Genomic DNA, 25,266 nt, shown 5'->3' on the forward strand with positions numbered 1-25,266 from the left:
GAGCTAGCCTCCCGAGACGGCCGTGACGATGTCGACGCGGTCGTCCTCGACGGCCTCCCGGTCCAACTCGTCGAGGGAGAGCTGCTCCCCGTTGAGCGCGATGAAGTGCGTGGCGCGTACCGCGCCGTCGCGGTCGGACAGCACGTCGCGCAGGTTGGGGTAGCGCGCCGCAAGCTGGTCCAGGCCCTCGCGCACGGTCTTGCCCTCGACCTCGATCTCGTTCTCGTAGTTGGTGAACCGGAGCAGGATGCCCCGAACCTTGATGATCATTGGATGCGTCCCTTCGGGGTGACGGCTGCCGATCGTGGACCACTCACGCCGCTGCGCCGAGCCTCTGCCAACGGGTCACCTCCGCCAGCTCGCCGGACAGGTACTGGCGGCGGGCGAGCCAGCGCTGGACCTTGCCGCTGGAGGTCTTCGGCATGGTGCGCGCCTTGATGAGCACGATGGCGTACGGTGCCACGCTCGACTCGCGCGAGACGCAGCGGCGAATGCCGTCGATGATGCCCAGGTGCTGGTCCTCGGTCATGCCGGGGTCGACCTCGTAGACCACCACCAACCGCTCGACGGCCCCGTGGTCGTCCTCCACGGCGAAGGCGGCACCACAGTCGCGGCGGATCCCGGCCACGTCGGTCTCGCAGATCTGCTCGATGTCGACGGGGTGGTAGTTGCGGCCGTTCAGGACGATGAGATCCTTCGCGCGTCCGGCCACGAACAGCTCGCCGTCCGCGACGAAGCCCAGGTCGCCAGTGCGCAGGTAGGGTCCCTCGCCGGTGGCTGTCAGCGCACCGAAGGTCTCGGCTGTCTCGCTCGGCCGACGCCAGTAGCCGGCGGCGACGCTCGGTGAGTCGAGCCAGATCTCACCGACCTGCCCAGCCGGGACCGGCTCGCCGGTGGTGGGGTCGACGATCTCGATCCGGGTGCCCGGCCCGGGTGCGCCACAGCCGACGATCCGTCGGGAGGGCTCTCCGGCCGTCGCCGGCCGGGCCACCCGGGCCAGCTCAAGAGCCTCGCGGGCGACCGAGACCGAACGCCATCCGCCCAGGCGGGTGCCGCCGCTCACCAACAACGTCGCCTCGGCCAGGCCGTAGCAGGGATAGATCGCCTCAGGTCGCAGCCCGTACGGCTCGAAGATCTTGAGGAATCGTTCGATCGTGTCGGGCCGGACCGGCTCCGCGCCGGTGAAGCTCAGCTCGACCGAGGAGAGGTCGAGGTCGACCAGGTCGGACTCCTTCACCCGCTTGACACAGAGGTCGTAGGCGAAGTTCGGCCCGCCGGTGTGGGTGGCGCGGTAGCGGGACACCACTCTCATCCAGGACAGCGGTCGACGCAGGAAGGTGACCGGGGACATGAACGTCGCCGGGATCCCGCTGGCCACCGGGGTCAGTAGACCACCGATCAGGCCCATGTCGTGGTAGGGCGGCAGCCAGAAGACGGCCGACGCCCCGGCGTGCAGCCCGAAGCTGCGGGTGATGTCCGCGGTGTTCGAGATCAGGTGGTCGTGGTTCAACATCACGCCGCGGGGCAGCGAGGTGGACCCGGAGGTGTACTGCAGGACCGCGAGCGTGTCACCGGACGACCTGGGCGCGAGATCGTGCGCGTCGGGGTCGGCCAGGTCGGTCGAGACGACCCGTGGCACCGGCTGCACTGACGAGTCGGCCAGCCAGTCGGTGATCATGGGCGCGGCGGGGGAGGTGGTCAGCACGAGGCTGGCGCCCGCGTCCTCGATGATGGCCATCAGCCGTGACATGGTGCGTGGTTGGCGCGTCGCGCCGGGTGGGAACGCCGGTATGGCAACCGTGCCGGCGTAGAAGCAGGCGAACAGCGCGGTGAGGTAGTCCAACCCCGGCGGGTAGAGCAGCAGGGCCCGCTCGGGCCGGCCGTCGGTGACGTCAAGGATGTTGATCGCGACCGCGCGGGCGCGGCGGTCCAACTCGCCGTAGGTGATCTCCTCGGCGTGCCCGTCGTCGAGCACGAATCGGAAGGCCAGGGACGCTGCCGACTCGCGGGCTCGGGTGCGCAGAACGTGCGCGAAGCCCGCTGACGGGCAGCGTGGCAGCTCCGCCAATTTTCCCCCCGTGATTCAGATGTGGTCTGCGAGCAGCGATAAGCGGCGTCCCGGCCGGCGAGCCGGGAGTCCGCGACCACAACGTACCATCGGCGGCAGTGACTTAGTCCAGTCCATTGCGGAGCCCCGACGATCAGGTGCGGCACATGTTGGTGGACGGTGTTTGGGTGGCCTGCTAGCCTCCCGCCCAAGGTGCTTCACCTGGAGCGTCGGCCAGGTCTAACGGGGGATTTTGATGGACTCGATGCCGCCACTTGTCATGCCCAATGTGGAGCTCACCAAAGAGGACGTGACCCGGTACAGTCGACATTTGATCATTCCTGAAGTGGGTGTTTCCGGGCAGCGCCGGCTGGCCAGTGCCAAGGTGCTGGTGATCGGTGCCGGCGGCCTGGGCTCGCCCGCTCTGCTCTACCTCGCGGCCGCCGGGGTCGGCACGCTGGGGATCGTCGAGTTCGACACGGTGGAGGGCTCCAACCTGCAACGCCAGATCATCCACGGCGAGTCGGATGTCGGCCGGCCGAAGGCGACGAGCGCCGAAGAATCGATACGCAGGATCAACAGTGGCGTTCGCGTGCGACTGCACCAATTGCGGCTCGATTCGGACAATGCGGTCGATCTTTTCCGCCAGTACGACCTGATCGTGGACGGCACCGACAACTTCGCCACCCGGTACCTGGTCAATGACGCCGCCGCATTGGCGGGAAAGCCCTATGTCTACGGCTCGGTCTACCGATTCGAAGGTCAGGTTTCGGTTTTCTGGGAGGCCGCGCCGAATGGTCGCGGCATCACCTACCGCGACGTCTACCCGGAAGCGCCGCCGCCCGGCCTGGCTCCCTCCTGCGCCGAGGGCGGCGTGCTGGGAATGCTCTGCGCCACCGTCGGATCCATCATGGTGACCGAGGCGGTAAAACTGATCACCGGCGTCGGTGAGCCACTGCTCGGCCGTTTGATGATCTACGATGCGCTGCGGATGGAGTTCACCACGATGACGCTTCGCCGCCCGACGACGCGTCCGCCGATCGACAAGCTCATCGACTACGAGGAATTCTGCGGTGTGGTGTCCGGTGCGGCCCGCGAGGCGGTGACCGAAGCCACCGTCACCCCCCGCGAACTGTACGACCTGCTGAACGCCGGCGAGGACATCGAAGTCATCGACGTCCGGGAGCCGGCCGAGTGGGACATCGTGCACATCGCCGGCGCGACGCTCATCCCGAAGGACCTCATCCTCTCCGGCGAGGCGCTGTCCCGACTGCCCGAGGACAAGCGGATCGTGCTGCACTGCAAGACCGGGGCGCGCTCCGCCGAAGTGCTCGCGGCCCTCAAGCGGGCGGGGTTCACCAACGCCTCCCACCTGCAGGGCGGCGTCATCGCCTGGGCGAAGCAGGTCGAGCCGAGTCTCCCGGTGTATTGATCCGCAGCCGCCCCGACCGCCCGGTGCGGTCAGGCCGCTGTCGGCCGCCGACCGCCCGTGGGGTCAGGCCGCTGTCAGCCGCCGACCGCCCGTGGGGTCAGGCCGCTGTCAGCCGCCGACCGACCAGGCGGGCGAGCGAGTGCGCGGCGGTCACCGGTCGCACCAGCACGGTGATCTCGCTGATCAACCCGTCGTCCCCGGTGGCGAGGACGTCCATGCCGGTGATCGACTTGCCGTCCACGGTGGCGGTGAACTCGAGCGCGTGCCGGGGCGAGCCGGCGGCGGAGCGGGCTGAGTCGATGCTGCGGCCGTCGAACTCCGCCGTGTAGGCGAAATCCTCGAACACCTCCGCCAGGGCGGTGAGCAGCGGTGCCACAGCCGCCCTGCTCCGGTAGGGCTTGGGCATGACCGGGCTGTGGAAGGTGATGTCGGGCGAGAGCGTCGCAAGGATCCCCGGAACGTCCTTCTCCAGCACCCTACGCCGGAAATCGTCAACCACTCCCACTATTTCTCCTCACGGTAAGGAACTGGTATCGAGAAACAACTCAGCTTGCCAGATACGGCGTTGCCGGGTCCAGATTCGGATCGCGTGACAACACCATCTGGTGCAACCGCTTGAGTCGTGGGCCGGGCTCCATGCCGAGCTCCTCGACCAGTCGGCGGTGCAATTGTCGATAGACCCGCAGAGCTTCCGCTATCCGGCCGGATCGATAGAGCGCCAGCATCAGGTGCTCGTGCAGATTCTCCCAGGTCGGATATTCGGCGACCACGCCGTATAGTTCACCGACGAGGTTGCGCCGATAGCCCAGTCGGAGATCGAGGTCAATCCGACGTTCGTACGCGATGATCCGACTCTCGTCGTACTGCCGCGCCACGTTCTCGAGCAGACCCGATCCACGCACGTCGGCCAGGACCGGACCGCGGTAGATCTCGAGTGCCCTGGACAACTCGGTGGCCTCCACCGCAGGCAGGCCGGCCGCCTCGGCGCGATCGGCGGCGGCGAGATGCTGCTGGAAGATCGTGAGGTCGCAGCTGTGCTCGGCCAGCGAGAGCTGGTATCCCGAGGGATGACTCACCACGATCCGGGGGTTGACCCCGTCGCCGAGATGCCGGCGAAGCTTCGAGATGTAGACCTGGAGTCCGGTGTTCGCCGTCCTGGGTGGCGCGCCACCCCACAACTCCTCAATCAGGCGCTGCGTCGAGACAATCTGATCGCCCTGCGTTATGAGAAGTGCGAGAAGTGACCGCAGTTTCAATGCTCGCGGTGTCCGATTTTCACCGTCGTCGGTGACGATGACCGGACCAAGGATACCGAATCTCACCTAGCATTCCTCTCGACCAACCGAGGGATTCGGCCATTGGGTAGCATTAATCCGCCGCCCACCACAGGTGGGCGGCAATGAATGCGTAACCTGACCGTAACCCCCCATTCCCCCATTGGCTCCGTGAGCGTCCCCCAGACACCATACACGAGACTTAAGGTGACCCAAATCGATCGAGTGCAAACGATGCAAAGGGTGATTTATGCGGGCATCCCAATAGCCGGGGCGCAGCCAGCATTCATCCGACGCCGACGGCCGGCGGGACTCATCAGTCGTGGTTGCGGCCGGCCGCGTTGGGCGACGTCAAGAATGCAGAGGTTCGCCGCGGTTGGGCCCGAATTGGGGTAACTCATCTCGTCCGCCGTCGATGGGTCGACCGAGCGGCGGCGTCCGGTCTCGGCTCAATACACCCCGGCCTCGAGACGGCTGGCGTCGCGCCCCACGGCGGACGGCGCGAGCGCGGCCAAGGTCTCGTCGAGCACCAGGAAGAAGCGGTCGATGTCCTCGGTGGTCAACTGCCCCATCGTCGCGACGATCGCCGCCTCCCGAGCCACCGACGATGCCGGGTAGATGACCACCCCGGCCGCCGACATCGCGTCGCAGAGCGTGGCCGCGGTCAACGGCGGGGGGACCTCGAACGCGGTGACCGAACTCGAGCGATCGGGCGCGGGCACCAGCAGCCGCAGGCCACGCCGGGCCACCCCGACCCGCACCCGCTCGGAGTGGGCCGCGTACCGCGCCGAACGCGGGAGGACGCCCTCGTCGAGCGCGAGCGCCAAGGCCTCGTCCAGGGCGAGGAGCAGCTGCACGGCCGGGGTGAACAGCGGCGCGTCGTTGCGCTGCTGAGCCAGGTAGTGCTGGTGCAGGTCCAGGTAGAAACTGCGCGGGCCGATCGCGGCGAGGGACTCGAAGCGCTCCGGCCGGGCACAGACGAAGCTCAGCCCGGCCAACGCCTCGATGCACTTGTTCGCCGAACCGACAAGCCAGTCCACCGGGTCGTGCGCCAGGTCGAGCTGCTCCGCTCCGATGCTGCTGACCCCGTCCACGATGAACTCACGCCCAGCGGCTCGGACGATCCGGGCTATCGTCGGCACCGGATTGAGGACACCCAGGCTGGTCTCGTGATGCACCATGGCGACGTGGGTGATGGTCGGGCGCGCGTCGAGCGCCTGCCGCACCGCCGCCGGCTCGACCGACCGGCCGACCGGTAGCCGCAGTGTGGTGTGGCGCAGCCGGTGGACAGCGGCAATCTGCTCCAACCGGTCTCCGAAGCGGCCGTTCGACACGATGAGCAGGTCGGCGTCCGGCGGAGGAACGGAACAGAGCACCGCCTCCAGCGCGGCCGTCCCCGACCCGGTGAGCAGCACCGACGTGTGCTGGTCCGCGCCGCCGCACAGCGCGGCGAGTTTGCGGCGTACCTCGGTTAGGCAGCGTCGGGTCACCCACTCCCGGTGACCCAGGTCGGTCCGGGAGACCGCCTGGCGCACCGACGGCGCCACCGCTACCGGCCCCGGTGTCAGCAGCAACCGGCCGCCGGCCGGGCTCCGCGCCGGTGTACCCACGGCTTTCGGCGCGTCGGTCATGACGCGCGGTCCGCGACGGACGCGGCCACGGCCGGTGACAGCCGGCGGGCGGTGTCCGCGAGCACGGTGGCGACTCGCACGTGCCCGGCGGTGTTGAGGTGGATGCCGTCGTCGCACCACAGGTGCTCGGCCTCCGGGGGTGCCACCTCCACCCGGACGACAGCGCCCCGGGCCGCGTCCGCGCGGAGCAGTTCGTCGAACTCGGCGATCCACCGCTCCATCCGCCGCCGCCGGAACGCGGAGACCGGGAGCTTCGCCGAGGGCGTCGGCAGCGCCGGCATCAGCACGAGCGCGCCGGCCCGCGTACCCCAGTCGAACAGCTCCGTCAGAGCGGTCCGCACCGTACTCATCGGGCTGCCCTGTACGGCGTCGTTCATCCCGCAGTTGATCACCACGAGATCAGGCCGCAGCTGTCGTACCGCGGCCAGTTGGTCGGCCGCCACCCGCGCCGCGGTGGCACCCTCGGCGCCGGTGTTCACCACGTCCCCGGCGCTGATGCCGAGGAGGTCGGCCAGCCGGCGGGACCAGCCGATCCAACCGCCGGCCGGATCCGGATCCCCACGCCCCAGAGTGAGGCTGTCTCCCATCGAAACGAGCTGCACCGTCGTCACGCTCCGGCGGAAGCCACGGGGTCCGCTGTCTCGTCACGACCGGCGGTAAGCGTCATCAGGTAGCCCACAAGCGCGTCGATGGTCGGGTACAGCCGGGCGGCGCCGAGGTCGACCTCCTGCTGGATGCGGTCCTCGATGTCGCTCACCACGCTGAGGGCGTACACCGAGTCGACGCCGTATTCGGCCAGGTCCACATCGGTCCGGATGGTCTCCGGGCCCCGGTCGAGGTAGAAGGCCACCCGTTCGGTGAGCCAAGTCCTCAGCTCCGCCGCGTCCTCGTGCACAAAGTCAATCACTGCCACTCCCATCAATCAGCACCGACAGAGCCGACCCCGGCCCGCGCGGACCCGCCCGAGCGGGCCGGCGGCGACCGGGCGAACGCCGGCGTACCGCGTCGTCACCTCGCGGGCGGTGCGACGCTCGCGCACCAGCGAGCGACGCGCGTTGCCACTGGTCGTGGCGGTGGGGATGACGGCTGGCGGGCGGCGTACCGCCTCGGCCACGGCGCGACCGATCGCATCGTCGCGGAACCCTCCCCCCGGCCCCGGACGGCCGCCCGATCGGACGGCGTCCCCAACGTAACGGAGCCGGCTAATACGCGGCTTAGCGAGAAGCTGCGCGGCCCTATCCCGCCGTTGACTCGTCGTCGCGCAGCCCCGCCCGCACGGCTAGCCTGATCGCCTTGGTCACTGATCAATGCGGGGGTCCGTCGTGGCACACCGATACGCCGCTGTCGACATCGCAGCCGAGCTTGACCTGCTGCTCGGTGACCCGATGGCGGAGGGCACGCCATTCTCGTTCGAACGGATCGTCGAGGCGGAGGAGCGCGACGCCCTGCCGGACGGCGCCGTCGACGTCCTGCGCGACTGGGGCTTCGCCGAGTTCCTGGTCCCCACCGCCCTCGGCGGCCGGCTGCGCTCGCTCGACGAGTTGCTCTTCGTGGCTCGGGCCGTCTCCCGGCGTTCGCTGGCCTTCACTGTCAGGTACGGTTCCGCGCTGCTCGGCGCGAACCCGGTGTGGTTGTGGGGCGACGACGAACAGCGCGGACGACTGGCCAAGGAGATCGTCGGCGGTGCCCTGAGCGCGTTCGCCGTCTCCGAGGCCGACCACGGCAGCGACCTGCTCGCCTCCGCCGTGGCCGCCGCGCCCGTCGCGGGGGGCTTCGTGCTGAGCGGGCAGAAGTGGCCGGTCGGCAATGCCACCCGGGCCCGGTTCCTGACGACCTGCGCCCGGACCGGCCCGCGCAGCTTCTCCCTGCTGCTTGTCGACAAGCAGGAGCTGAGCCGGGACAGCTTCCAGGAGCTGCCCTTCGTCCGGACCGTCGGGCTGCGCGGGCACGACCTGAGCGGCATCAGCTTCGACGGGGCGTTCGTCCCGGCCACCGCCGCGATCGGCAACCAGGGCATCGCTGTGGTCCAGGTGTTGAAGGCACTCCAGATCACCCGCGCCGCGATCCCGGCGATGTCGCTCGGCACGATGGACTCGGCGCTGCGACTAGCCCTGGGCTACGGCCACGAGCGGCGTCTCTACGGTGCGCCCATCGCGGACCTGCCGGTCATCCACGACCACCTGGTCCGCGGACACGTCGATCTCCTGATCGCCGAGTGCGTCTCGGTCGGCGCGGCCCGCGCCCTGACCCTGGCGCCGGAACGGCTCAGCCTCTGGTCGTCGGTGGCCAAGTACCTGGTGCCTGTCATCGGCGACGAAACGGTGCTCAGCATGGGCACGGTTCTCGGCGCCCGCAGCTACCTGCGCGAGGGCGTCGCCCACGGCGTCTTCCAGAAGCTCCAGCGCGACCACGCGATCGCGGCGATCTTCGAGGGGACCACCCACGTCAACCTGCACGGCATCGCCGGGCAGTTGCCCTTCATCGCCGCGCGCCGCCACGAGCAGGGTGACCCCGGGCAGCTCGACGAGCTGTTCGACAGCCTCTTCTCCTGGCACTCCGACGCGCCCACCTGGGAGCCGGCCGGCGCCGAGCTGCGCCTGACGAACGAAGGGCGCGACGAGCTGACCCAGGGCTGGCCCCGGCTGGTCCAGCGTGTCGAGGCGGCCTGCGCCGGCCCGGACCGGCCCCCGGTCGCCGACGAGCTGCTGGGGGCCATGGCCCACGTGTCGCGGATCCACGAGGAGACCTACTCCCGCGTCACCCAGTGGGACGCCCGGTCACTTGTGGCCATGCGCGCGGCGCAGACGCACTGTCTGCTGCACGCGGCGTCGGCCTGCGTGGCGACCTGGTTGGCCAACCGCGAGACGTTCGGCGGGGCCTTCGCCGACGGCGGCTGGTTGCTGCTGTCCCTGCAGCGTCTGCTCGCGCGGCTCGGCGAGCGGGTCGACCTCGCCGAGCAGCCGGGCCGGGAGCTGCTCGCGACCGCCGTCCGCGCCGCGCAGGAGTGGCCCACGTACTTCTCCATCCGCTGCCTCGGCAGTGCTCCAGCCGCTGACTGATCACGACGGAGGACATCCCTTGCTCAACGAGGCACTGCGGCCAATCGTCTCGCCGATTGCCCGCGCCCTGTACCGACCGCTGATCGAGGGTGCCGAGAACGTCCCGCGGCGGGGGCCGGTCATTCTCGCCGCCAACCATCTCTCCTTCGCCGAGAACTGGCTCATCCCGGTGGCGACCCCGAGGTCGGTCCGCTACCTCGTCAAGATCGAATATTTGCGGACGCCGTCGCTCGGCGGCCGGATGGCGGGTTGGTTCTTCAACGAACTCGGGTTCGTCGGCGTCCAGCGCGGCGGACCGCGCGACGCCACGTCGTCGTCGCTGGCGGCGGCGATGGGCGTGCTCCGGGCCGGCCAGGCCTTCGCCATCTACCCCGAGGGCACCCGCTCGCTCGACGGCCGGTTGTACCGGGGCAAGACCGGGGTGGCCCGACTGACGCTGGCCACCGGCGCCCCGGTCGTACCGATCGGTGTCATCGGCACCGACGTGATGCAACCGGTCGGGGTCCGCGTGCCCCGACGGCGTCCGGTGACGGTCCGCTTCGGCACCCCGATGACCTTCGAGGAGTACCGCGACTCGCCGGACCCCGCCGACTGGCGCACGGTGACCGACAAGATCATGCTGGCCATCTCGGAGCTGTCCGGCCAGGAGTACGTGGACGAGTACCAGCAGAAGCGCTGAGTGGGGGAGGGCGGCGGCGGGCTCGGCCCACCGCCGCCCTCCCGGTCAGCGCCCGGTGCCCGACGGCTGGGCCGGCACCACGTCCGCGACGGGCTGCCCGTCGACCGTCGACCCCCGCTCGACCGCCGACTTCGGGCCGGTGGTCGAACCCGCGCCGACAAGCGGCTCGGCCAACACCTCGGGATCATTGTGTCGCTCCGGGCCGGGCTTGCCGACCGCCTCGCGCACCGACGCCGGTTTCGGACGCAGGAGCCGGGCCGCGGGCAGCTCGACGAAGCGGTAGAGCAGCCACGCGACAGTGGTGCAGAGCGCGAAGAGGCAGACGATGGTCGCCAACTCCACAGGCAGCGGTGGCTGCTCCGCCGAGGAACCGATCACTCCGGCCGCCACCAGCAGATCCGTCACCACCGGGCCGAGCGGCAGGAACACCAGCAGGTGGGTGAGGTAGAAGCTGTACGAGATCTCCCCGAACCAGACAATCGGCCTCGCGTGCAGGACCGACCGGCCGCCCTTGGCGTCGGCGGTGGCCAGGGCGGCGAGCAGGATGGCGACCGGGATCAGCAGAGCGCCCACCCGCTGCACGCGTTCGGGCAGCAGCAGCGTCACCGCGAAGGCCGCCACCAGGATCGCGAGACAGCCCGGCACGCCGGGGCCGCGCCATGTGCCGCGGCGCAGCAGCAGACCCACCGCCACGCCGACAGTGAAGTCCAACGCCCGGTGCAGCGGGAGAACCATGGTGAACCAGTACGCGAAGTCGCCGCCGCTCGGCGCGGTGTCGAAGAACGGCGGTCCGGCGTCCTTGACCAGGAACATGTCGCCCACCAGAAACGGCAGCGTGCAGGCGAGCAGGGTGGCCACCACGATGACCCGACGCAGCGCCCGGTCCCCGAGCGGCACCAGCGCGGCGAAGAGCACCGGGAAGATGAGGTAGAAGAACGCCTCAGCGCTCAACGACCACGACACCGGGTTGAGCCCGTAGATGACGCTCTGCTGCGGCACCCAGCCCTGGACCATGAACATGTTCGACAGCACGTTCTTCCAACCGGGCGGCATGCCCAGCACCACGAGCACGACAGCCGCCACGGCAGTAGTGGTGGCGTAGATCGGGTAGATCCGCGACACCCGGCGCCGCCAGAAGACCCGCGCGGTGTCGCCGTCGCGGACCACCCAGGTGAGCACGATGCCACTCATCAGGAAGAAGGCGTTCATGCCGCCGAACGAGACAACGGCGACCCACTCCGGGATGGCGTGGGCCACGAACTCGATCCCGCCGCCCTCGACGGCGACGAGTTGCAGCGCCGTGTAGTGGACCATGAACGCCATCGCGGCGAGGACGCCACGCAACGCGGTGAGCGAGTCGAGCCGCACCACCTTCGTACCCCGGGCGGCCGTGGCCATCCCCGCCGCCGCGTGCGGCGCGTCGGTGACCGCGCTGCTCACCGACGGACCTTCGCCAACCGCGAACCCATCAGCTCGGCGAAGTTGCCGGCGAAGAAGCGGTCCTTGACCGTCTCGTCGAAGCCGGCGAGGAACTTCTCCGCCGCGCCGAGCGGGTCGGTGCCGCCCTCGGTGTGCGGGAAGTCCGTGCCGAACATGAACAGGTCCGGGCCGGCCTGCTCGATGAGCCAGTCCAGGGGCTCGACGAAGAAGGCGGTGAACTTCACCTGCCGCCGGACGAAGTCGGACGGGCGCATCGACAACGCCTGCAGGTCCGGCTCGGTGCGCCCGAACGCCAGCTGCGCGATGTCCAACTGCTTCATCCAGGGCGCCACCCAGAGGCCGCCCTGCTCGATGCACCCGCAGCGAAGCGTCGGGAAGCGGTCGAAGACCCCGTCGAGCACGAGCATCGTCAGGAACGTCTGCGGCGGGAGGTGCATCCCCAGGTAGTCCTTGGACCGGATGTTCTCGCCACCGCCGAGGAAGTCGGCCGGCGGGGTGCGCCCGTTGTTGCGGTACGCGTCCGGCACCAACGCGCCGCCCGTGCAGACATGCAGGAAGAACGGCATGTCGGCGTCCTGGAGGGTGGCCCAGAAGCGGTCGTACGCGGGATGCGCCGGGGAGAACTCCGGCGGCGCGACGGAGGGCACGATGACCCCGTCGCAGCCCAGCTCGATCGCCGCCTCCAACTCGGCGACGCTGCGGTCCGGGTCGGCGAGGGGCACGAACCCGACGGGCAGCAGCCGCCGGTCCACCGAACACCAGTCGACGATGGCACGGTTCAGGGCGCGACTGCCCCCGTACATCAGCTCGGGCTGGTCGTAGTACCAGAACTGCTCGCTGGCGACGGTGCTGAAGACCAGCTGCGCCGAGAACCCGAGCAGATCCAGGGCGCGGCTGCGCTCACCCGGGTCGGTGCCGCCGAAGCTCTCCCAGCCCTTCCTGGTCATCAGGGTCTGCTCGGCGGACGCACGGCGGTCCTGGTCCTGGTAGCGCTGCCGGATGTCGGTCTCGGCGGTGCGGGCCCGCTGCACCTTGTCCGCACCGAAGGAGCGCAGCAGTTCGCGTACCGAGGGCTCGGCGTACTCGGTGAGCCAGCCTTCCCGCTCCATCACATGGCTGTCGGCGTCGTGGTAGACCCGACCTTCTGCGTACGGCATCCGGCACTCTCCTTCAACTCGAACTCGCGGTGGACGTTAGATCGGATCGCCACCCTTCGGCGTGTGTGCGCAACGCAGCGACTGCGACCGTGTTAGCGACCGGTTAGCAGTGGCACCGGCAGGGCGGCCGGTACGGACCGGAACGTCGCCTCCGTCCGCATCCCCAGGAAGTCACCGTCGACCTGTACGGCGATCGGCCGGGTCGACAGCATCGTCAGTCGCTGCTGGTCCTCGGCGGTCACCACGTCCGGCCCGGACAGCGGCGCGTGCGCTGTCATCATCTGCCGCACCACCCGCATCGTCGCGAGCGTGCCGAGCGACGTCAGGCCGAGTACGTCGAGCCCTCTGTCGAACGAGGCGGTCGGGGCCGGCGCCACGGCCCGTTTGCCGAGGTACGTCCACGGTGCCGAGTTGCAGACGAAGGCCATGAAGATGGCCTCCCCGTGCGCACCGCCGGCGCCGTCGAAGGTCAGCGCGGGATGCCGGCGGTCGGTACGCAGGTGCTGCCGCACCAGCAGGGTGAGGTAGGCCGCGGCGGGCATCCGTGGCGGGCGGACGCCGACGCCGAAACGCAGCTGCTCGGCTTCCCGCACGATCTCCGCGTCGAGCCCGAGTGAGCACACGAAGGCGAACCAGCGGTCCCCGACGAGGCCGAGGCCGAGCCGCCGAACCCCACCCGCGGTCACCGCGTCCCGCACCAGCCGGGCCGCCGCGCCGAGCTGGTTGGGGAGGCCGATCGACCGGGCCAGGACGTTCGTGCCCCCGGCGGGCAGTGGGGCGAAGACCGGCACGTCGTCGGCCACACCGTCGGCGAGCAGCCCGTTCACCGTCTCGTTCGCCGATCCGTCGCCGGCGGCGGTGAGCACCACGTCGTACCCCTCGTGGCGGGCCGTACGGGCCAGTTCGGTCGCGTGCCCCCGCCGCGCGGTGTCCACCACGTCGAGCCGCAGTCCGCCGAGGATGTCGGTGAGTTCGTCGCGGGCACCGGGACTCATCCGGGTGGCCCGCGGATTGACGATCAGCAGGCACCGGGGCGGCATGATCGGGCGACCTCCTTCTGCGCCGGCGGGGCGGTTGCTGGCGAGGCGCCACTGTAGGACCCCCGGTGCGTGTTCGGCAGGGTGGTGAAGTGAGCCGTTAGCGGGCCGTTGTGACCGCGTCAGCGGCGGGTTTGCCGATGACCGCCCCGCCGCGGGGAGGCCGCTAAAATCCTGCTAAACCCAGGCCTTCTGGCGGGTGTCCGCAGCCCGGTCGAGCGGTCCGACCCGTGCAATCATCGGCACCTCTGCCGCCGCGAGACGAAGGACGGGTCGCATGGCGATTGGCATCATCGATATGGGGTCCCACGTCCCTGACCGCGTCGTGACGAACGACGACATCTGTGCCTGGAGCGGCGCCACCCACGACTGGATCACCAATCTGACCGGCATCGAGGAGCGCCGGTACGCGGAACCTGAGCAGACCACCTCGGACCTCGCGGTCCTCGCCGCGGCGCCCCTGGTCGCCGACCCCGGCGTACAGGAGCGGTTGGCCTGGCTGTTCCTCAGCACCAACTCGCCGGACCAGCCGTCCCCGGCGACGGCCGCCGTGGTGCAGGCGAAGCTTGGTCTGCCCGCGTTGCCGGCGTTCGACGTCGGCGTGGCCTGCGCCGGGGTGATCTTCCACATGGCCCTCGCCAACGCGCTGATGCGCGACGATGCCGGGCAGGTCGCGCTGGCGATCGGCGCCGACAAGGTGTCCTCCATCGTGGACCGCACCGATCGTCGCACCGTCGCGCTCTTCGGAGACGGCGCCGCGGCGCTGCTGCTCGGCTCGGTGCCCGACGGTTACGGCATCCGCAGCACCAGCCTGCTCACCGACGGTGCCCGCTGGGAGAACATCGGCATCTACGCGGGCGGCACCCGGTTGCCGCTGACACCCGACCGGTACGCCGAGGGTGGCCAGTTCACCCGGATGGACGGGCGGGCGGTCGCGGCGTTCGTGCTGCAGACGCTGCCGAAGGTGATCGATTCGGCATTGGAGAAGGCCGGGCTGGGCCTGCACGACATCGACCGGTTCATCTTCCACCAGGCGAACGGGCGCCTGCTGGCCGGGCTCGGCAAGAAACTGGGCATCGACCCGGAGCGGGTGCCGACCACTGTGGGCAGATTCGGCAACTCCGGTGTCGCCTCCCTGCCTGTCACGCTGGTGCAGGCCCACCGGGACCGACCCTTCCAGCGTGGCGAGAAGCTGCTGCTCGCCGCGGTGGGCGCGGGGATGACCGCCGGCGCCGCCGTCGTCACCTGGTACTGACCGTTCGAGAGGCTGCGGAGATCGGATGCGTCTGAAGGGTAAGAACGCCGTCATCACCGGCGGCAACCGCGGGCTGGGCCGGGCCATCGCCCGGCACTTCCTGGCCGAGGGCGCGACAGTGACCTGCGCCTCCCGCACCGGCACGGGTTGGGAGGAGCTGCACCGCGACGCCCCCGACCGGTCGTTCCACCTGCCGGTCGAGGTAGGCGATCCGGCGTCGGTCGAGCAACTCGTCAGCACCGCCGCGGAGCTGATGGGCAGCATCGACATCCTGGTCGCCAACGCCGCCGTCCGGCACGACGGTCGGATCGAGCGGCTGGCGCCGGAGGCCTGGACGGAGACGCTCACTGTCAGTCTCACCGGGGTGTTCCTCTGCACCCGCGCCGTCGTTCCGGTGATGGCCGCCAACGGCGGCGGCTGCATCATCAACATCTCCTCCGGCCTGGCCACCCGGGTGGCCGTCGGCACGGCGGCGTACAGCGCGGCCAAGGCCGGTGTCGAGTCGTTCACCCGGACCAGCGCCATCGAACTGGGCCCGAAGGGCATCAAGGTCAACTGCATCTCGCCGGGGCTTATCGACAGCGGGATGAGTGAGGCCCTGCGCCCGAACGTCGCGCTCTGGGAGATGTACACCAAACGCATCGCCATGGGTCGCGCCGGCCACGAGGACGAGGTCGCCGCCGCGGCGGTCTTCCTCGCCTCGGACGAGAGCTCGTACGTGAACGGACATGTGCTCGAAGTGAATGGAGGACTGCTATGGGCGTGAAGCCCTTCCGGTTCGGGGTGAGCCTGCACCACAACTGCGGCGCCGAGGAGTGGGCGAAGAAGTGTCGCCGGGCCGAGGAGTTGGGCTACGACGTCATCCTCATCCCCGACCACCTGCACATGCCCGCGCCGTTCCCGTCCATCGTCGCGGCGGCTGCGGCGACCGAGCGGGTGATGTTCGGTACGTTCGTGCTGAACGCCGCCTTCTGGAACCCGCGCCTGTTGGAGCGGGAGATCGCCACAACGCACCGGCTCACCGGTGGCCGGCTGGAGGTCGGCGTCGGCACCGGCTACGCGAAGGCCGAGTTCGACGAGGCGGAGATCCCCTTCGAGTCACCCGGTCGGCGGGTGCGCCAACTCGACACAGTGGTCCAGCGGCTGACGGCGTCGTTCGCCGACGCGGCACAGTGGTCGGACTGCACCTCGGCCCCACGGCTGATGATCGGTGGCAGCGGCGACAGGGTGCTCGGCATCGCCGCCCGGCACGCCGACATCGTCGGCCTCAGCCCGGTGGTCCGGGTCGACACCCCGGAGAAGTGGCGGGCGCTGCCCGCCGAGACGGTCGAGGAGCGCGCCGGGTATCTGCGGGCGCAGGCCGGTGACCGCTACGACGACATCGAGGTCAACCTCATGATCCCCGCGGTGGTGCTGGCCGACGACCGGCAGGCGGCCGCCGCCTTCGCCCAGCAGACCCGCACGCCGTACCTCACCCTGGAGCAGGTCCTGGACGCGCCGGCGGGTCTGATCGGCACGCCGGAGGAGATCGCCGACCAGTTGGTCCAGCGCCGGGAGCGTTACGGCGTCTCGTACATCACGGTCCACGAGGAGTTCATGGAGCCGCTCGCCGCGGCCATGGCCGTCCTGGAGGGCCGAGCCAGTTGACAGCGCTTCGCGGGAATCCCCGCTACATCCTCCTGGCGGTGTCGCTCGCGTCGTTCATGACCTCGCTCGACATGACGATCATCAACATCGCCATGCCGAGCGTGGTCCGCGACCTCGACGCCTCGTTGACCACCGTGGCGTGGGTGGCCAACGCGTACCTCATCGTGGTGGCCGTGCTGGTCATCGTGACGGGCCGGCTGGGCGACCTGTACGGACCCCGCCGGCTGTTCGTCCTGGGTTCGGTGCTGTTCACCCTCGCCTCGGCGGCGTGCGGGCTCGCGCAGAGCGAGGGTCAGCTCATCGCGGCCCGGGCGTTGCAGGGCCTCGGGGCCGCCCTGATGTACCCGCAGTCGATGTCGATCATCGTGGCCACGTTCCCGCCGCAGCGACGCGGCGGAGCGCTGGGCCTGTGGACGGCGGTCTCGGCGCTTGCCTCGATTCTCGGGCCGGTCATCGGAGGCGCCCTCACCAGCGCTCTGAGTTGGCGATACGTCTTCTTCCTCAACCTCCCGGTGGGGTTGATCATGATCGTGCTGTGTCTGGCGGCCGTGCCACCACTGGAACGCGGCCGGCGGCAACCACTGCACCTGCTGGCTGTCGTCTTCAGCACGGCCGCGCTGGTCTGCCTCACCTTCGGTCTGGTGGAGGGCGACCGGTTCGGGTGGGGGGTGATCTGGGGGCCGCTGAGCATTCCCCTGTTGCTGGTGCTGAGCGTCGTCCTGGCGGCGGCGTTCGTGGTGCTGCAGAAGAGGCGACAGGACCGTACCCCGTTGGTGCCGTTCGAGCTGTTCGAGCTGACCAACTTCCGGCTCATGATCATCGTGACCACGATCCTGTCGATCGGCATCGTCGGGACCTCCGTGCCACTGTCGCTGTACGTGCAGGCCGCCCTGGGCTACAGCCCGATGAAGGTCGGGCTTGTCATGACTCCGATGTTCCTCAGCATGGCGTTCGTCGCGCCCTTCGCCGGCAAGCTCAGTGACCGGCTCAGCGCCCGGTACGTGCTGATGACCGGGCTGAGCCTCTACGCCGTCGGAATGGCGCTCGTGGTCTGGGTCTCGAACGACGCGACGCCCTGGCCGCACTTCGTGCCCGGCCTCGTGGTGGCCGGTGTCGGCGCCGGCTGCACGTTCGCCCCGATGAACTCCATCGCGATGCACGACGTGCAGCCACCGCAGGCCGGGGCCGCGGCCGCGCTGATGATGACCGCCCGCCAGCTCGCCTCGGTCTTCGCCGCCGCCGTGCCCATCGCCCTGCTGCAGGGTCAGCTCGTCCGGCGGATGCCGGCGGAGGCCAGCGCGCTGGCACCGACCCTGCCGGCCGGTGTCGGCGACCCGTTCGTGGCGGCGTTCCGCCAGGTGTCGGCGGCCGGCCCGGATGAGACGGTGGGCGAGGTGTTGGACGCGGTTCGGCGCAGCGGAGCGGCGCCGGAGGCCGTCGACGCCGCTGGCCGGGCGGCGCACACCGTGTACACCCACAGTTTCGTCACGGCGCTCCGGCCCACGTTGCTGGTGCCGATCGCGTTGCTGCTCGTCGGCGTGGTGGTCGCGTTCCGGGTGCTGCCCACCGGGCGAAGGGTGCCGGCCGCAGCGGACGCCATCGATCGCCCGGGCCCCGCCGAGGAGGCCGACGCGCTGCCCCACCGGTAAGCTGATCAATGTGGTCGGGGCGTCGCGGCGGGTGTGATCGGAGACGTCAATGATCTACTGGGCACTCAAGTACACGGTCGGCGCGGCGGCGAAACTGGTCTACCGGCCGGAGATCGTGGGCCGTGAGCACCTGCCCGAGACCGGTGCCGCCCTGGTGGTCGGAAACCACCCCTCCTTCTCGGACTCGGTGTTCCTCTCGGCGGTCATGCGCCGCAAGGTCGTCTACATCGCCAAGTTGGAATACTTCACCGGCAGAGGGCTCAAGGGTCGACTGCGGCGCATGGTGGTCAGCGGAATGGGCAACATCCCGGTCGACCGCGCCGGCGGGCGCAAGGCCGCCTCGTCGCTCGGGACCGCCCAGGAGGTGCTGGAGCAGGGCGGCCTGGTCTGCATGTACCCGGAGGGGACGCGACCACCGGACAACCGGCTCTACCGGGGCAAGACCGGTGCGGCCCGCCTCGCGCTCGCCACCGGCGTGCCGGTCATTCCGGTCGCCATGCGCAACACCTACGAGATCCAGCCTCCGGGAAAGCTGATCCCGAAGGTCATGAAGGCCAGGATGGCCGTCGGCGCACCCATCGACCTGACGCCGTACCGGGACCTCCCGACAAGCGTCGCCGCACGGACCCTGACCGACGAGATCATGCGACGGCTCCAGGCCCTGTCCGGTCAGGACTACGTGCACATGTACGCGCAGGCGGCCAAGCAGGAGTTCGACCGCGGGGTGCGCCCGCCGTCCTGCCCGCAGGGCCCGCCGGGTCCGGGGGTCGCCGTCACGACGCCGACGGGCGACGCGGCGGTCAACTGACCGGGCCGGACGTCGTGTCCTCCCGGGAGAGGTGACCCCCCGTCCAGGTCACGGTGGTCAACCGCGACCCGAGCAGTCGCCGCGCCCGGGCCACCTGACGCGCGTTCGCGTTGACAAGCACCGCCCGCTCCGCGCCGGCCAGGACGGGCAGGTCCGACAGCGAGTCGCTGTACGCCACCCGCCAGGGCGGCGTCACCCCCTGGGCGGCCAGCTCCGCGACCTTTGTCGCACCGTAGTTGTGCACGATCAGCTTCGGTCCGCGAATGTGCGAGGCGACGAGTTCGACGTCGGCGAGACCGATCGCGTCGAGCACCGCACGTGCCAGGGTGTGCTCGCAGCCGGTGACCACGACGACCCGGTCGCCCGCGTCGAGGTGGGCACGGATCATCCGCAGACCGGGCGCGATGATCCGCTCGGGCTCGTCACCGAGGTCCGCGCCGAAACGGCCAAGTTCGGCGCGCAACTGCTCGGCGCTGCGGCCCAACAATCCGATTCGGCTCATCCACCACGCCGCCCGTGGACGGTACGCGGGAAGGGCGACCATGGGCGCGAGGAGAACAGCGAGGACGACGGCCAGGGGCAGTCGAGCACCCGCGAAGACAATGCGTCTCATGAAAAGCCCGAATGCGTCGCCGCGCAGCAGTACGCCGTCGAAATCGAAGATAACGGTGTCGGCGGAAGGCGCCCTCATCGGTCTATCGGCTCCCGGGCCACAGGCGGTTCGACATGCGCCGAGTGTACTGGAGCGCGTTTACGACAAACGGCTGGATCGCTTTCCGCCCGCTGAAGCGACGGTTTCCTCGTCCTGGTCGGTTGGCGGTCTCGACGTGGCGGTCTCGGCGTGGCGCAGGACGACGACGGCCGCCGTGGTCGGGATCCCGCGACGGGGTGGCCGGGCGGGCGCGGGGTCCTGCCGTCCGGCTCAGTCCGAGGGACCGCCGGCCGCTGGGGGCCGGGTCAACTCCGTCCGCAACACGTCGAAGGCGTCGTTCACCAGTTGACGCAGGTCGCCGTCACCGTCACGCTCCGCCCAGTACCGGATGGCCTCGGTCGTGGCCGCCAGTGCCGCCGCCACCAGGACCCGTAGGCGGAACTCGTCGCCGGGATCGCTCGCGGTGGGCAGCAGTGCCTGGATGAGCAGCTGCTGGTCGGCGTCGCGGCGCTGGCCGGTGCCGGCCCGCAGCGCGGGTGTACGGTGCACCAACCTCAGACGGGACAGCAGCGCCTCGCGGTCACTGTCGTACAGGTGGTTGAGCCCGTTCGTCAGAGCGTGTCGAATCTTGTCGAGCGCGGGTTCGTCGGCCGGCCGCTCGGCGATGAGGTCGACGATCATCGGGTCGTAGTCGTCGTGAAGTGCCGCGTCCTCCTTCGTGGGGAAATAGCGAAAGAACGTCATGTGGGAAACGCCGGCGGCAGCGGCGATTTCCTCGACCGTCGTGGCGTCGAAACCCTTCTCCAAAAACAGCCGCATGGCATTCGTCTGAAGAAGTGCGCGGGTGCGTTCTTTTTTCTCCCGACGCCAGTCGGAGCCCGGGGGCCGGGAGAGGTCGGCTCTGCTCACAGTGGGCTCAATCTGCGCGGATGCATCTGACCACTGTGGCAGCCTAGCCCCTGCTCGGCGCGGCGGTGGTCAGCCCGGCGTCGTCCGCGGCCGGCGCCGCCGGCGAACCGTTTCTCGGTAGGAACGCCAGGCACAGCACGGCGCCGGCCACGGCGAGGCCGAAGCAGCACCACATGACAACGCCCATCCCGTCCACGTACGCCTGGTGGGCGGAGCGCAGCAGCGCGGGACCGGACGGTCCCAGCGTCTCGGCGACGGCGGCCGCGCCGAACACCGACTCCCGCACCGTGTCGGCGGCGGCGGCTGGCAGCCCGCCGAGCAGCGGATCGAGTTCTCGGCGGTAGACGCCGGAGAGCACACTGCCCAGCGCGGCCACCGCCACGGCGCTGCCGACCTGGCGCAGCGTGTTGACCACCGCGGAGCCGCTGCCCGCGTCGTCGTCGCCCACCGTGCCCACCGCCGCCGCCAACGAGGTGGCCATCACCGCGCCGACGCCGAACCCGCAGCCGGACAGTCCGACCGCCAGCCAGGCGTACGGGGTGCTCTGGTCGACCCGGGTGAGCAGGAGCAGTCCGCCGCCCAGCACCACCAGGCCGGTGAGCACGATGCCCCGCCCGCCGATCGTGCGGTCCAGGCTGGTGGCCAGAGCGCCGGCTACCAGCAGGCCGATCATCATCGGGATGATCCGGAGGCCTGTGCCGAGCGAGTCGAAGCCCTGCACGGCCTGGAGGTAGAGCGGAACGACGAAGATCACTCCGGCGAGTGCGAACGCGACGATCATGATGGCGACGGTGTTCCAGGTGAACCGCGGCTCGGCGAAGAGCGAGAGCTTCATCAGCGGGTGCGCGACACGGCGCTCCCAGGCCACGAAGAGCGCGCCCGCGACCACCGCGCCGATCAGCAGGGTGACGGTCAGGCCGTCCGACCAGCCTGACTCGGGGCCCCGGATGACGCCGTAGACAAGCGCAACCGTGGCGACGGCGGCGAGGACGCCGCCCCCGATGTCCAACGGGCGCCGCGGGTCGCCGGGTGACTCGTCGATCAGCAGCAGACCAGCCACGAAGGCGATCGCCAGGATCGGCACATTGATCCAGAAGACCGACGACCACGAGTAGTGCCGGAGCAGGGCGCCGCCGACGAGCGGCCCGAACGGCATCCCCGCGCCGACCGCGGCGGTGAAGACCGCCATCGCCCGGGTCCGCTCGCGGCCGGAGAAGGTCGTGATGACCAGCGCCGGGGTCAGCGGCAGGATGATCGCGGACCCGACACCCAGCACGGCGCGGGCCGCGATCAGTTGGCCCGCCGTCTCCGACAGTGCGGCCGCCACCGAGGCGAGGAAGAACAGGCCGAGCCCGACCAGCATGATCTTTTTGCGGCCGACGCGGTCGGCGAGGGCGCCGAAGGGCAGCATCGCCCCGGCGATCGCCAGCGAATAGGCGTCCACGATCCACTGCAGATCCGCCGTGCCCGCGTGCAGCGCACTCGAGATGCTCGGGAGCGCCACGTTCAGGACTGTGAAGTCGAGGCTCAGCACCAGCACGGCCAGGCAGACCGCGCCAAGCATCCAGAAACGACGATCGACGTGTACGCGCATCTCACGACCCTTCACGTTAGCCACTAACATGTTAGAGGCTAACGTGAAGGGTCGGCCATGACAACAGGCGGGTGTCTTCCCGGGCGAGCGGGCGGCCGCGCCGAGGTCAGGTAGTCGGTAGCAACGGCATCGAGGTCCGCTCCGACGCGGTCGGGGTCACCAACCTCACGCGGGGCACGGTGCTGCTCAGTCGGCAGGTGTGAAGGTCGAGTGCAGGGCCGCGACCAGGCTCGGGCTGCTCCAGTAGGACGAGTGGGTGTAGAAGTCGTCGGAGAGGAGATGGTCCACCCGCTGGTCCACCGGCCCGGCGCGGTCGGCCCAGCCGAACAGCCGACTGGCGACGAAGCCGAGCGGGTCGAGCGGGTGCCACAGATTCGTCCACCGCAGCAGCGAGTCCGGCGGCAACAGCACCGGGCCGGTGCCGTCGTACGGAGCCAGTTGTCCACCGCGGGGGTCGAAGACGTGGAACAGCGGCCACTGGCATCCGAAGGTCACCAGGCCGGCGGTGTGCACCGGCTCCTCGGCGGTGGCCAGGTCGAGCGCGATGACCGCGCCGAGACTGTGACCGATCAGGTGCACCGGACTGCCCGCGTCGCCGCCGCCTCCGGACATCGTCCTGATCTGCTCACGGATGTGCTCCCGGATCGCCTCGCCGTGCCGCTGGTAGACCAGCACGTCGCCCAGCGTCAGGCTGAGGTAGTGGGCCTTGGCGTTGCGGACCCAGGTGTAGAGGCGCTCGCCGGCGTTGCCGATCGCCGCGCCGGCGATCCGGTCCAGCTGCGGAAGGTGCCGACGGATCACCCGCCGGACCGGCCCGGGGTCGCGCACCTCGTGCCCCGACGCGTCGTCGGCGACCGCCGCGAGCGCGGCGTCGGCAAGTGCCTCACCCACCGCGGCGAGCAGCGCCGCATCGTCGGTACGCCCCAACCACCGGGTCCCCGGCCAGGCCTCGGCGATAGCGTCCAACGCCGCAGCGGTCACCTCCGGCGTCGGGGAGGGCATCCCGGTGTCGGGCCGGGCCAGCCGCGAACCCGCCCGGCTGCGGACGAGTTCCAGCCGGGTCGGCGGGTCCAGCGGCACCGGACCGGCGAGGCCCAACTCCGCACCGTCGGGCTCGGGCGGGAATTCGCCGCGGGTCTGCCACGGCTGCCCGGGTTCGGGCGGCATCGCCAGCTTCGCGCCGAGCGCCGCCGCACCGAGGTCACCCCAGTAGACCGGATGCAGGCTCCAGCGGTGCAGCGCGGCGCTGCTCAACTGCGCCACCCGATCCTCGATGATCGACCGCTCCCGGTTGGCGATGCCATGGATGACGAAGACGGGCAGGTCGTCGGTCATGCGTCGGGTCCTTCCGGGACTGTCGCCTGCGGGTCGCCGTAAACCGCGTAGGCCAGGTGGGTGGGATCGGTGTTGTCCTGCCCCACCGCGCGCCTCGCGGCCAGCGACGCCATCGCCAGCGACGCTCCCGCGCGCAGTTCGGTGTAGAGGTACGCGGCGTACTCACTCGCCGGCTCGGAGCGGACGGCCCAGGTCGAGCCGACGAAGGCCCCCGCCCCGGCGCTGAGAAACTCGTTCGCCCAGCCACCCATCAGGGTGTCGTACGAGCCGCCGTCGGCGCTGTGGCAGGCGTTGAAGAACACAAGTGGGCAGCGTGCCGCCAGGCTGCGCCGTGCCGCCGCCGGAGGCAGCGCGATGGGCCGGAACGTGCCGTCGTCCATCCGTACCCCGCCGCCCCCGTCACCGTCGGGATGCTCCTGGTGGCAGGCGAGGTGCAGCAGACCGAAGTCGCCCTGTTCGATTCGCCGGACCAACTGTGCCGCCGAGGCGATCACGGTCGGCGTCGAACCGTCGAGCAGGGCGGCGATCCGACCGATCTCCGCCCGGGCGTGGTTCGGCGGGTGGGCGCCGAGGACGAACACGGGATCGCGCAGCGGCAACGATCTGGTGAGCGGGTACCGGCCGGGCTGACGGAGCACGGGCAGCCGCTCGGCGACGAACGTCTCCCATCCGGGTGGCCGCAGCAGCTCCCACGGCAGGTCGGCCAGCTCGGTGCAGATGACCAGACCGGTCGCCGACTCCAGAAGGGACGCGACGGCCGCCCCGATCTCCGGTGGCAGCGCCCGCCAGAGGGCCGTACCGAAGCCGTTGAGGATGCCACGATCCACAGCCGGGTGGTTCCGGCTGGTTCCGGCGGCCATGGTGTTCGCCGAGCGGAGCAGGTCGGCGAGCATCCGGCGCGGCACCGCGTCCGCAGTGGCCGTGATCCCGTCCCGCCCGACCAGCCGGAACAGGTAGCCGCTTCGAGTCCTGTCGACTTGCAGGGCGATCGTCCCCGGGCTCGCGTCGAGGTGTTCGACGCGCGTCGACGCGCGCCGCGGCGGCGCGTAGGACGCGTCGGCCACGACCAGCACCGTCCGGGTCGTCGCGGCCAGTTGACCACCCCCACCCGCCAGGAACATCTGGACCTTGATCTCGTGCGGCCCTTCCCGGTCGGCTTCGAAGGTGAAGGCGACGGTGCTCGAATCCGAGTCCGGGTGGACCCGGAGGTAGTGCACGCCGTGGCCGTGCAGCGTCAGGGTGGACGACTGGACAGCGACCTCCACGACCACGCCCTCGTCCGGGATGGCGAACGGCCGGACGGGCACGCTGCCCCCGCCACCGTCGCGGGTGATCGTCGCCCAGAGCGAGATCCGACTGCCCAGCCGCACCTTCCGGGGCAGCTCGGTGGTCAGGTACCGGGCCGGTGGGGCCATCCCGGGCGTACTGCGGAACCGGCTCTCGGCCGCCCGCACGGTCTCCATGGCCCACCGCTCGAGCGCGGGGTCGGCCCGCAGCGCGTGCGCGATCCGCAGATCGGTGAGCGGCCCGGGGTCCCGGGCGAGCGCCTCCGCGAGCATCCGCTCGATCTGCTCGGCAAGCGTCGTGTCGTGAACGAACTCGCCGACCCGGCCGCGGGCCTGATCCGCGACCCACCGCATCGCCCAACCGTTCTCTCCCAC

At 70.3% G+C, this 25,266-nt stretch carries 23 protein-coding genes; 8 read left to right on the top strand and 15 right to left on the bottom strand.

What is annotated here, in order from left to right; all coding sequences use genetic code 11:
* Nucleotides 1-3 precede the first annotated feature (3 nt).
* Complete coding sequence (locus AB0B86_RS22515; protein WP_357419758.1) at nucleotides 4-270, bottom strand: MoaD/ThiS family protein; 267 nt, start codon at nucleotides 268-270, stop codon at nucleotides 4-6.
* Nucleotides 271-313: 43 nt separating this feature from the next.
* Nucleotides 314-2,068: a fatty acyl-AMP ligase gene (locus AB0B86_RS22520; protein ID WP_357419759.1), complete on the bottom strand. Its 1,755-nt coding sequence runs from the start codon at nucleotides 2,066-2,068 to the stop codon at nucleotides 314-316.
* A gap of 235 nt (nucleotides 2,069-2,303) precedes the next feature.
* Between AB0B86_RS22520 and moeZ the strand changes: the two genes are divergently transcribed.
* Nucleotides 2,304-3,479 carry an adenylyltransferase/sulfurtransferase MoeZ gene (gene moeZ / locus AB0B86_RS22525; RefSeq protein ID WP_357419760.1) on the top strand — a complete coding sequence of 392 codons (1,176 nt, stop codon included), beginning with the start codon at nucleotides 2,304-2,306 and terminating at the stop codon, nucleotides 3,477-3,479.
* A 97-nt stretch (nucleotides 3,480-3,576) separates the two neighbouring features.
* Here moeZ and AB0B86_RS22530 read toward each other — a convergent pair whose 3' ends face one another.
* The 5 genes from AB0B86_RS22530 to AB0B86_RS22550 form a co-directional block, all read right to left on the bottom strand.
* Nucleotides 3,577-3,978: a nuclear transport factor 2 family protein gene (locus AB0B86_RS22530; RefSeq protein ID WP_357419761.1), complete on the bottom strand. Its 402-nt coding sequence runs from the start codon at nucleotides 3,976-3,978 to the stop codon at nucleotides 3,577-3,579.
* Nucleotides 3,979-4,024: 46 nt separating this feature from the next.
* Nucleotides 4,025-4,801, bottom strand: a complete 777-nt coding sequence (locus AB0B86_RS22535) for an AfsR/SARP family transcriptional regulator (protein WP_357408262.1) — start codon at nucleotides 4,799-4,801, stop codon at nucleotides 4,025-4,027.
* A gap of 401 nt (nucleotides 4,802-5,202) precedes the next feature.
* Complete coding sequence (locus AB0B86_RS22540) at nucleotides 5,203-6,384, bottom strand: aminotransferase class V-fold PLP-dependent enzyme (RefSeq protein WP_357419762.1); 1,182 nt, start codon at nucleotides 6,382-6,384, stop codon at nucleotides 5,203-5,205.
* Complete coding sequence (locus AB0B86_RS22545) at nucleotides 6,381-6,986, bottom strand: GDSL-type esterase/lipase family protein (protein WP_357419763.1); 606 nt, start codon at nucleotides 6,984-6,986, stop codon at nucleotides 6,381-6,383. The genes AB0B86_RS22540 and AB0B86_RS22545 overlap by 4 nt, the downstream gene beginning before the upstream one ends.
* A 5-nt stretch (nucleotides 6,987-6,991) precedes the next feature.
* Complete coding sequence (locus AB0B86_RS22550; protein ID WP_357408256.1) at nucleotides 6,992-7,291, bottom strand: acyl carrier protein; 300 nt, start codon at nucleotides 7,289-7,291, stop codon at nucleotides 6,992-6,994.
* A gap of 415 nt (nucleotides 7,292-7,706) precedes the next feature.
* Here AB0B86_RS22550 and AB0B86_RS22555 point away from each other — a divergent pair, with 415 nt between their 5' ends.
* Together AB0B86_RS22555 and AB0B86_RS22560 are read left to right on the top strand one after the other, a co-directional pair.
* Entirely contained in the window at nucleotides 7,707-9,443 is a 1,737-nt protein-coding gene (locus tag AB0B86_RS22555; protein ID WP_357408254.1) for an acyl-CoA dehydrogenase family protein, read from the top strand.
* Between the two features lie 19 nt (nucleotides 9,444-9,462).
* Complete coding sequence (locus tag AB0B86_RS22560; protein ID WP_357408252.1) at nucleotides 9,463-10,122, top strand: lysophospholipid acyltransferase family protein; 660 nt, start codon at nucleotides 9,463-9,465, stop codon at nucleotides 10,120-10,122.
* Nucleotides 10,123-10,167: 45 nt separating this feature from the next.
* On the opposite strand, the gene AB0B86_RS22565 is transcribed toward AB0B86_RS22560, so the two are convergent.
* The 3 genes from AB0B86_RS22565 to AB0B86_RS22575 form a co-directional block, all read right to left on the bottom strand.
* Complete coding sequence (locus tag AB0B86_RS22565) at nucleotides 10,168-11,562, bottom strand: acyltransferase (protein ID WP_357408250.1); 1,395 nt, start codon at nucleotides 11,560-11,562, stop codon at nucleotides 10,168-10,170.
* Nucleotides 11,559-12,719 (bottom strand): amidohydrolase family protein, encoded by a 1,161-nt coding sequence (locus AB0B86_RS22570; protein WP_357408248.1) that lies wholly within the window; start codon nucleotides 12,717-12,719, stop codon nucleotides 11,559-11,561. The genes AB0B86_RS22565 and AB0B86_RS22570 overlap by 4 nt, the downstream gene beginning before the upstream one ends.
* 92 nt (nucleotides 12,720-12,811) lie before the next feature.
* Nucleotides 12,812-13,759, bottom strand: coding sequence for a diacylglycerol kinase family protein (locus tag AB0B86_RS22575; RefSeq protein ID WP_357419764.1), 948 nt, complete (start codon nucleotides 13,757-13,759; stop codon nucleotides 12,812-12,814).
* A 274-nt stretch (nucleotides 13,760-14,033) separates the two neighbouring features.
* Here AB0B86_RS22575 and AB0B86_RS22580 point away from each other — a divergent pair, with 274 nt between their 5' ends.
* Genes AB0B86_RS22580 through AB0B86_RS22600 form a run of 5 tightly spaced genes read left to right on the top strand, consistent with a single transcriptional unit; the run spans nucleotide 14,034 to nucleotide 19,115 of the window.
* Nucleotides 14,034-15,011, top strand: coding sequence for a ketoacyl-ACP synthase III (locus AB0B86_RS22580; RefSeq protein ID WP_357408244.1), 978 nt, complete (start codon nucleotides 14,034-14,036; stop codon nucleotides 15,009-15,011).
* 25 nt (nucleotides 15,012-15,036) lie between these two features.
* Nucleotides 15,037-15,777, top strand: a complete 741-nt coding sequence (locus AB0B86_RS22585) for an SDR family oxidoreductase (RefSeq protein WP_357408242.1) — start codon at nucleotides 15,037-15,039, stop codon at nucleotides 15,775-15,777.
* Nucleotides 15,768-16,658, top strand: coding sequence for a TIGR03621 family F420-dependent LLM class oxidoreductase (locus AB0B86_RS22590; RefSeq protein ID WP_357419765.1), 891 nt, complete (start codon nucleotides 15,768-15,770; stop codon nucleotides 16,656-16,658). The genes AB0B86_RS22585 and AB0B86_RS22590 overlap by 10 nt, the downstream gene beginning before the upstream one ends.
* 38 nt (nucleotides 16,659-16,696) lie before the next feature.
* Nucleotides 16,697-18,307 carry a DHA2 family efflux MFS transporter permease subunit gene (locus AB0B86_RS22595; RefSeq protein WP_357419766.1) on the top strand — a complete coding sequence of 537 codons (1,611 nt, stop codon included), beginning with the start codon at nucleotides 16,697-16,699 and terminating at the stop codon, nucleotides 18,305-18,307.
* A 49-nt stretch (nucleotides 18,308-18,356) separates the two neighbouring features.
* The gene (locus AB0B86_RS22600; protein WP_357419767.1) at nucleotides 18,357-19,115 is read left to right on the top strand and encodes a lysophospholipid acyltransferase family protein; all 759 of its coding nucleotides are present in this window, start codon (nucleotides 18,357-18,359) and stop codon (nucleotides 19,113-19,115) included.
* Here AB0B86_RS22600 and AB0B86_RS22605 read toward each other — a convergent pair.
* The 5 genes from AB0B86_RS22605 to AB0B86_RS22625 all read right to left on the bottom strand — a co-directional run bounded on the left by AB0B86_RS22605 (nucleotide 19,108) and on the right by AB0B86_RS22625 (nucleotide 25,266).
* Nucleotides 19,108-19,806 carry a haloacid dehalogenase-like hydrolase gene (locus AB0B86_RS22605; protein ID WP_357408234.1) on the bottom strand — a complete coding sequence of 233 codons (699 nt, stop codon included), beginning with the start codon at nucleotides 19,804-19,806 and terminating at the stop codon, nucleotides 19,108-19,110. The genes AB0B86_RS22600 and AB0B86_RS22605 overlap by 8 nt on opposite strands.
* 231 nt (nucleotides 19,807-20,037) lie before the next feature.
* Nucleotides 20,038-20,586, bottom strand: a complete 549-nt coding sequence (locus AB0B86_RS22610) for a TetR family transcriptional regulator (RefSeq protein WP_357419768.1) — start codon at nucleotides 20,584-20,586, stop codon at nucleotides 20,038-20,040.
* A gap of 133 nt (nucleotides 20,587-20,719) precedes the next feature.
* Nucleotides 20,720-22,270 carry an MFS transporter gene (locus AB0B86_RS22615; RefSeq protein ID WP_357419769.1) on the bottom strand — a complete coding sequence of 517 codons (1,551 nt, stop codon included), beginning with the start codon at nucleotides 22,268-22,270 and terminating at the stop codon, nucleotides 20,720-20,722.
* 186 nt (nucleotides 22,271-22,456) lie between these two features.
* Complete coding sequence (locus tag AB0B86_RS22620) at nucleotides 22,457-23,605, bottom strand: hypothetical protein (protein WP_357408228.1); 1,149 nt, start codon at nucleotides 23,603-23,605, stop codon at nucleotides 22,457-22,459.
* Nucleotides 23,602-25,266 (bottom strand): CHAT domain-containing protein, encoded by a 1,665-nt coding sequence (locus AB0B86_RS22625; protein ID WP_357419770.1) that lies wholly within the window; start codon nucleotides 25,264-25,266, stop codon nucleotides 23,602-23,604. Before AB0B86_RS22625 ends, AB0B86_RS22620 begins: the two co-directional genes overlap by 4 nt.

The organism is Micromonospora sp. NPDC049047, assembly GCF_040649135.1.
Taxonomy (GTDB): domain Bacteria; phylum Actinomycetota; class Actinomycetes; order Mycobacteriales; family Micromonosporaceae; genus Micromonospora.

What these genes read in the sequence shown, in the direction of transcription:
- moeZ (WP_357419760.1), top strand. Translation starts at nt 2,304, where the DNA reads ATGGACTCGATGCCGCCACTTGTCATGCCCAATGTGGAGCTCACCAAA.
- AB0B86_RS22515 (WP_357419758.1), bottom strand. Translation starts at nt 270, where the DNA reads ATGATCATCAAGGTTCGGGGCATCCTGCTCCGGTTCACCAACTACGAG.
- AB0B86_RS22605 (WP_357408234.1), bottom strand. Translation starts at nt 19,806, where the DNA reads ATGAGGGCGCCTTCCGCCGACACCGTTATCTTCGATTTCGACGGCGTA.
- AB0B86_RS22580 (WP_357408244.1), top strand. Translation starts at nt 14,034, where the DNA reads ATGGCGATTGGCATCATCGATATGGGGTCCCACGTCCCTGACCGCGTC.
- AB0B86_RS22570 (WP_357408248.1), bottom strand. Translation starts at nt 12,719, where the DNA reads ATGCCGTACGCAGAAGGTCGGGTCTACCACGACGCCGACAGCCATGTG.
- AB0B86_RS22620 (WP_357408228.1), bottom strand. Translation starts at nt 23,605, where the DNA reads ATGACCGACGACCTGCCCGTCTTCGTCATCCATGGCATCGCCAACCGG.
- AB0B86_RS22585 (WP_357408242.1), top strand. Translation starts at nt 15,037, where the DNA reads ATGCGTCTGAAGGGTAAGAACGCCGTCATCACCGGCGGCAACCGCGGG.
- AB0B86_RS22610 (WP_357419768.1), bottom strand. Translation starts at nt 20,586, where the DNA reads ATGCGGCTGTTTTTGGAGAAGGGTTTCGACGCCACGACGGTCGAGGAA.
- AB0B86_RS22615 (WP_357419769.1), bottom strand. Translation starts at nt 22,270, where the DNA reads ATGCGCGTACACGTCGATCGTCGTTTCTGGATGCTTGGCGCGGTCTGC.
- AB0B86_RS22575 (WP_357419764.1), bottom strand. Translation starts at nt 13,759, where the DNA reads ATGCCGCCCCGGTGCCTGCTGATCGTCAATCCGCGGGCCACCCGGATG.
- AB0B86_RS22600 (WP_357419767.1), top strand. Translation starts at nt 18,357, where the DNA reads ATGATCTACTGGGCACTCAAGTACACGGTCGGCGCGGCGGCGAAACTG.
- AB0B86_RS22540 (WP_357419762.1), bottom strand. Translation starts at nt 6,384, where the DNA reads ATGACCGACGCGCCGAAAGCCGTGGGTACACCGGCGCGGAGCCCGGCC.
- AB0B86_RS22590 (WP_357419765.1), top strand. Translation starts at nt 15,768, where the DNA reads ATGGGCGTGAAGCCCTTCCGGTTCGGGGTGAGCCTGCACCACAACTGC.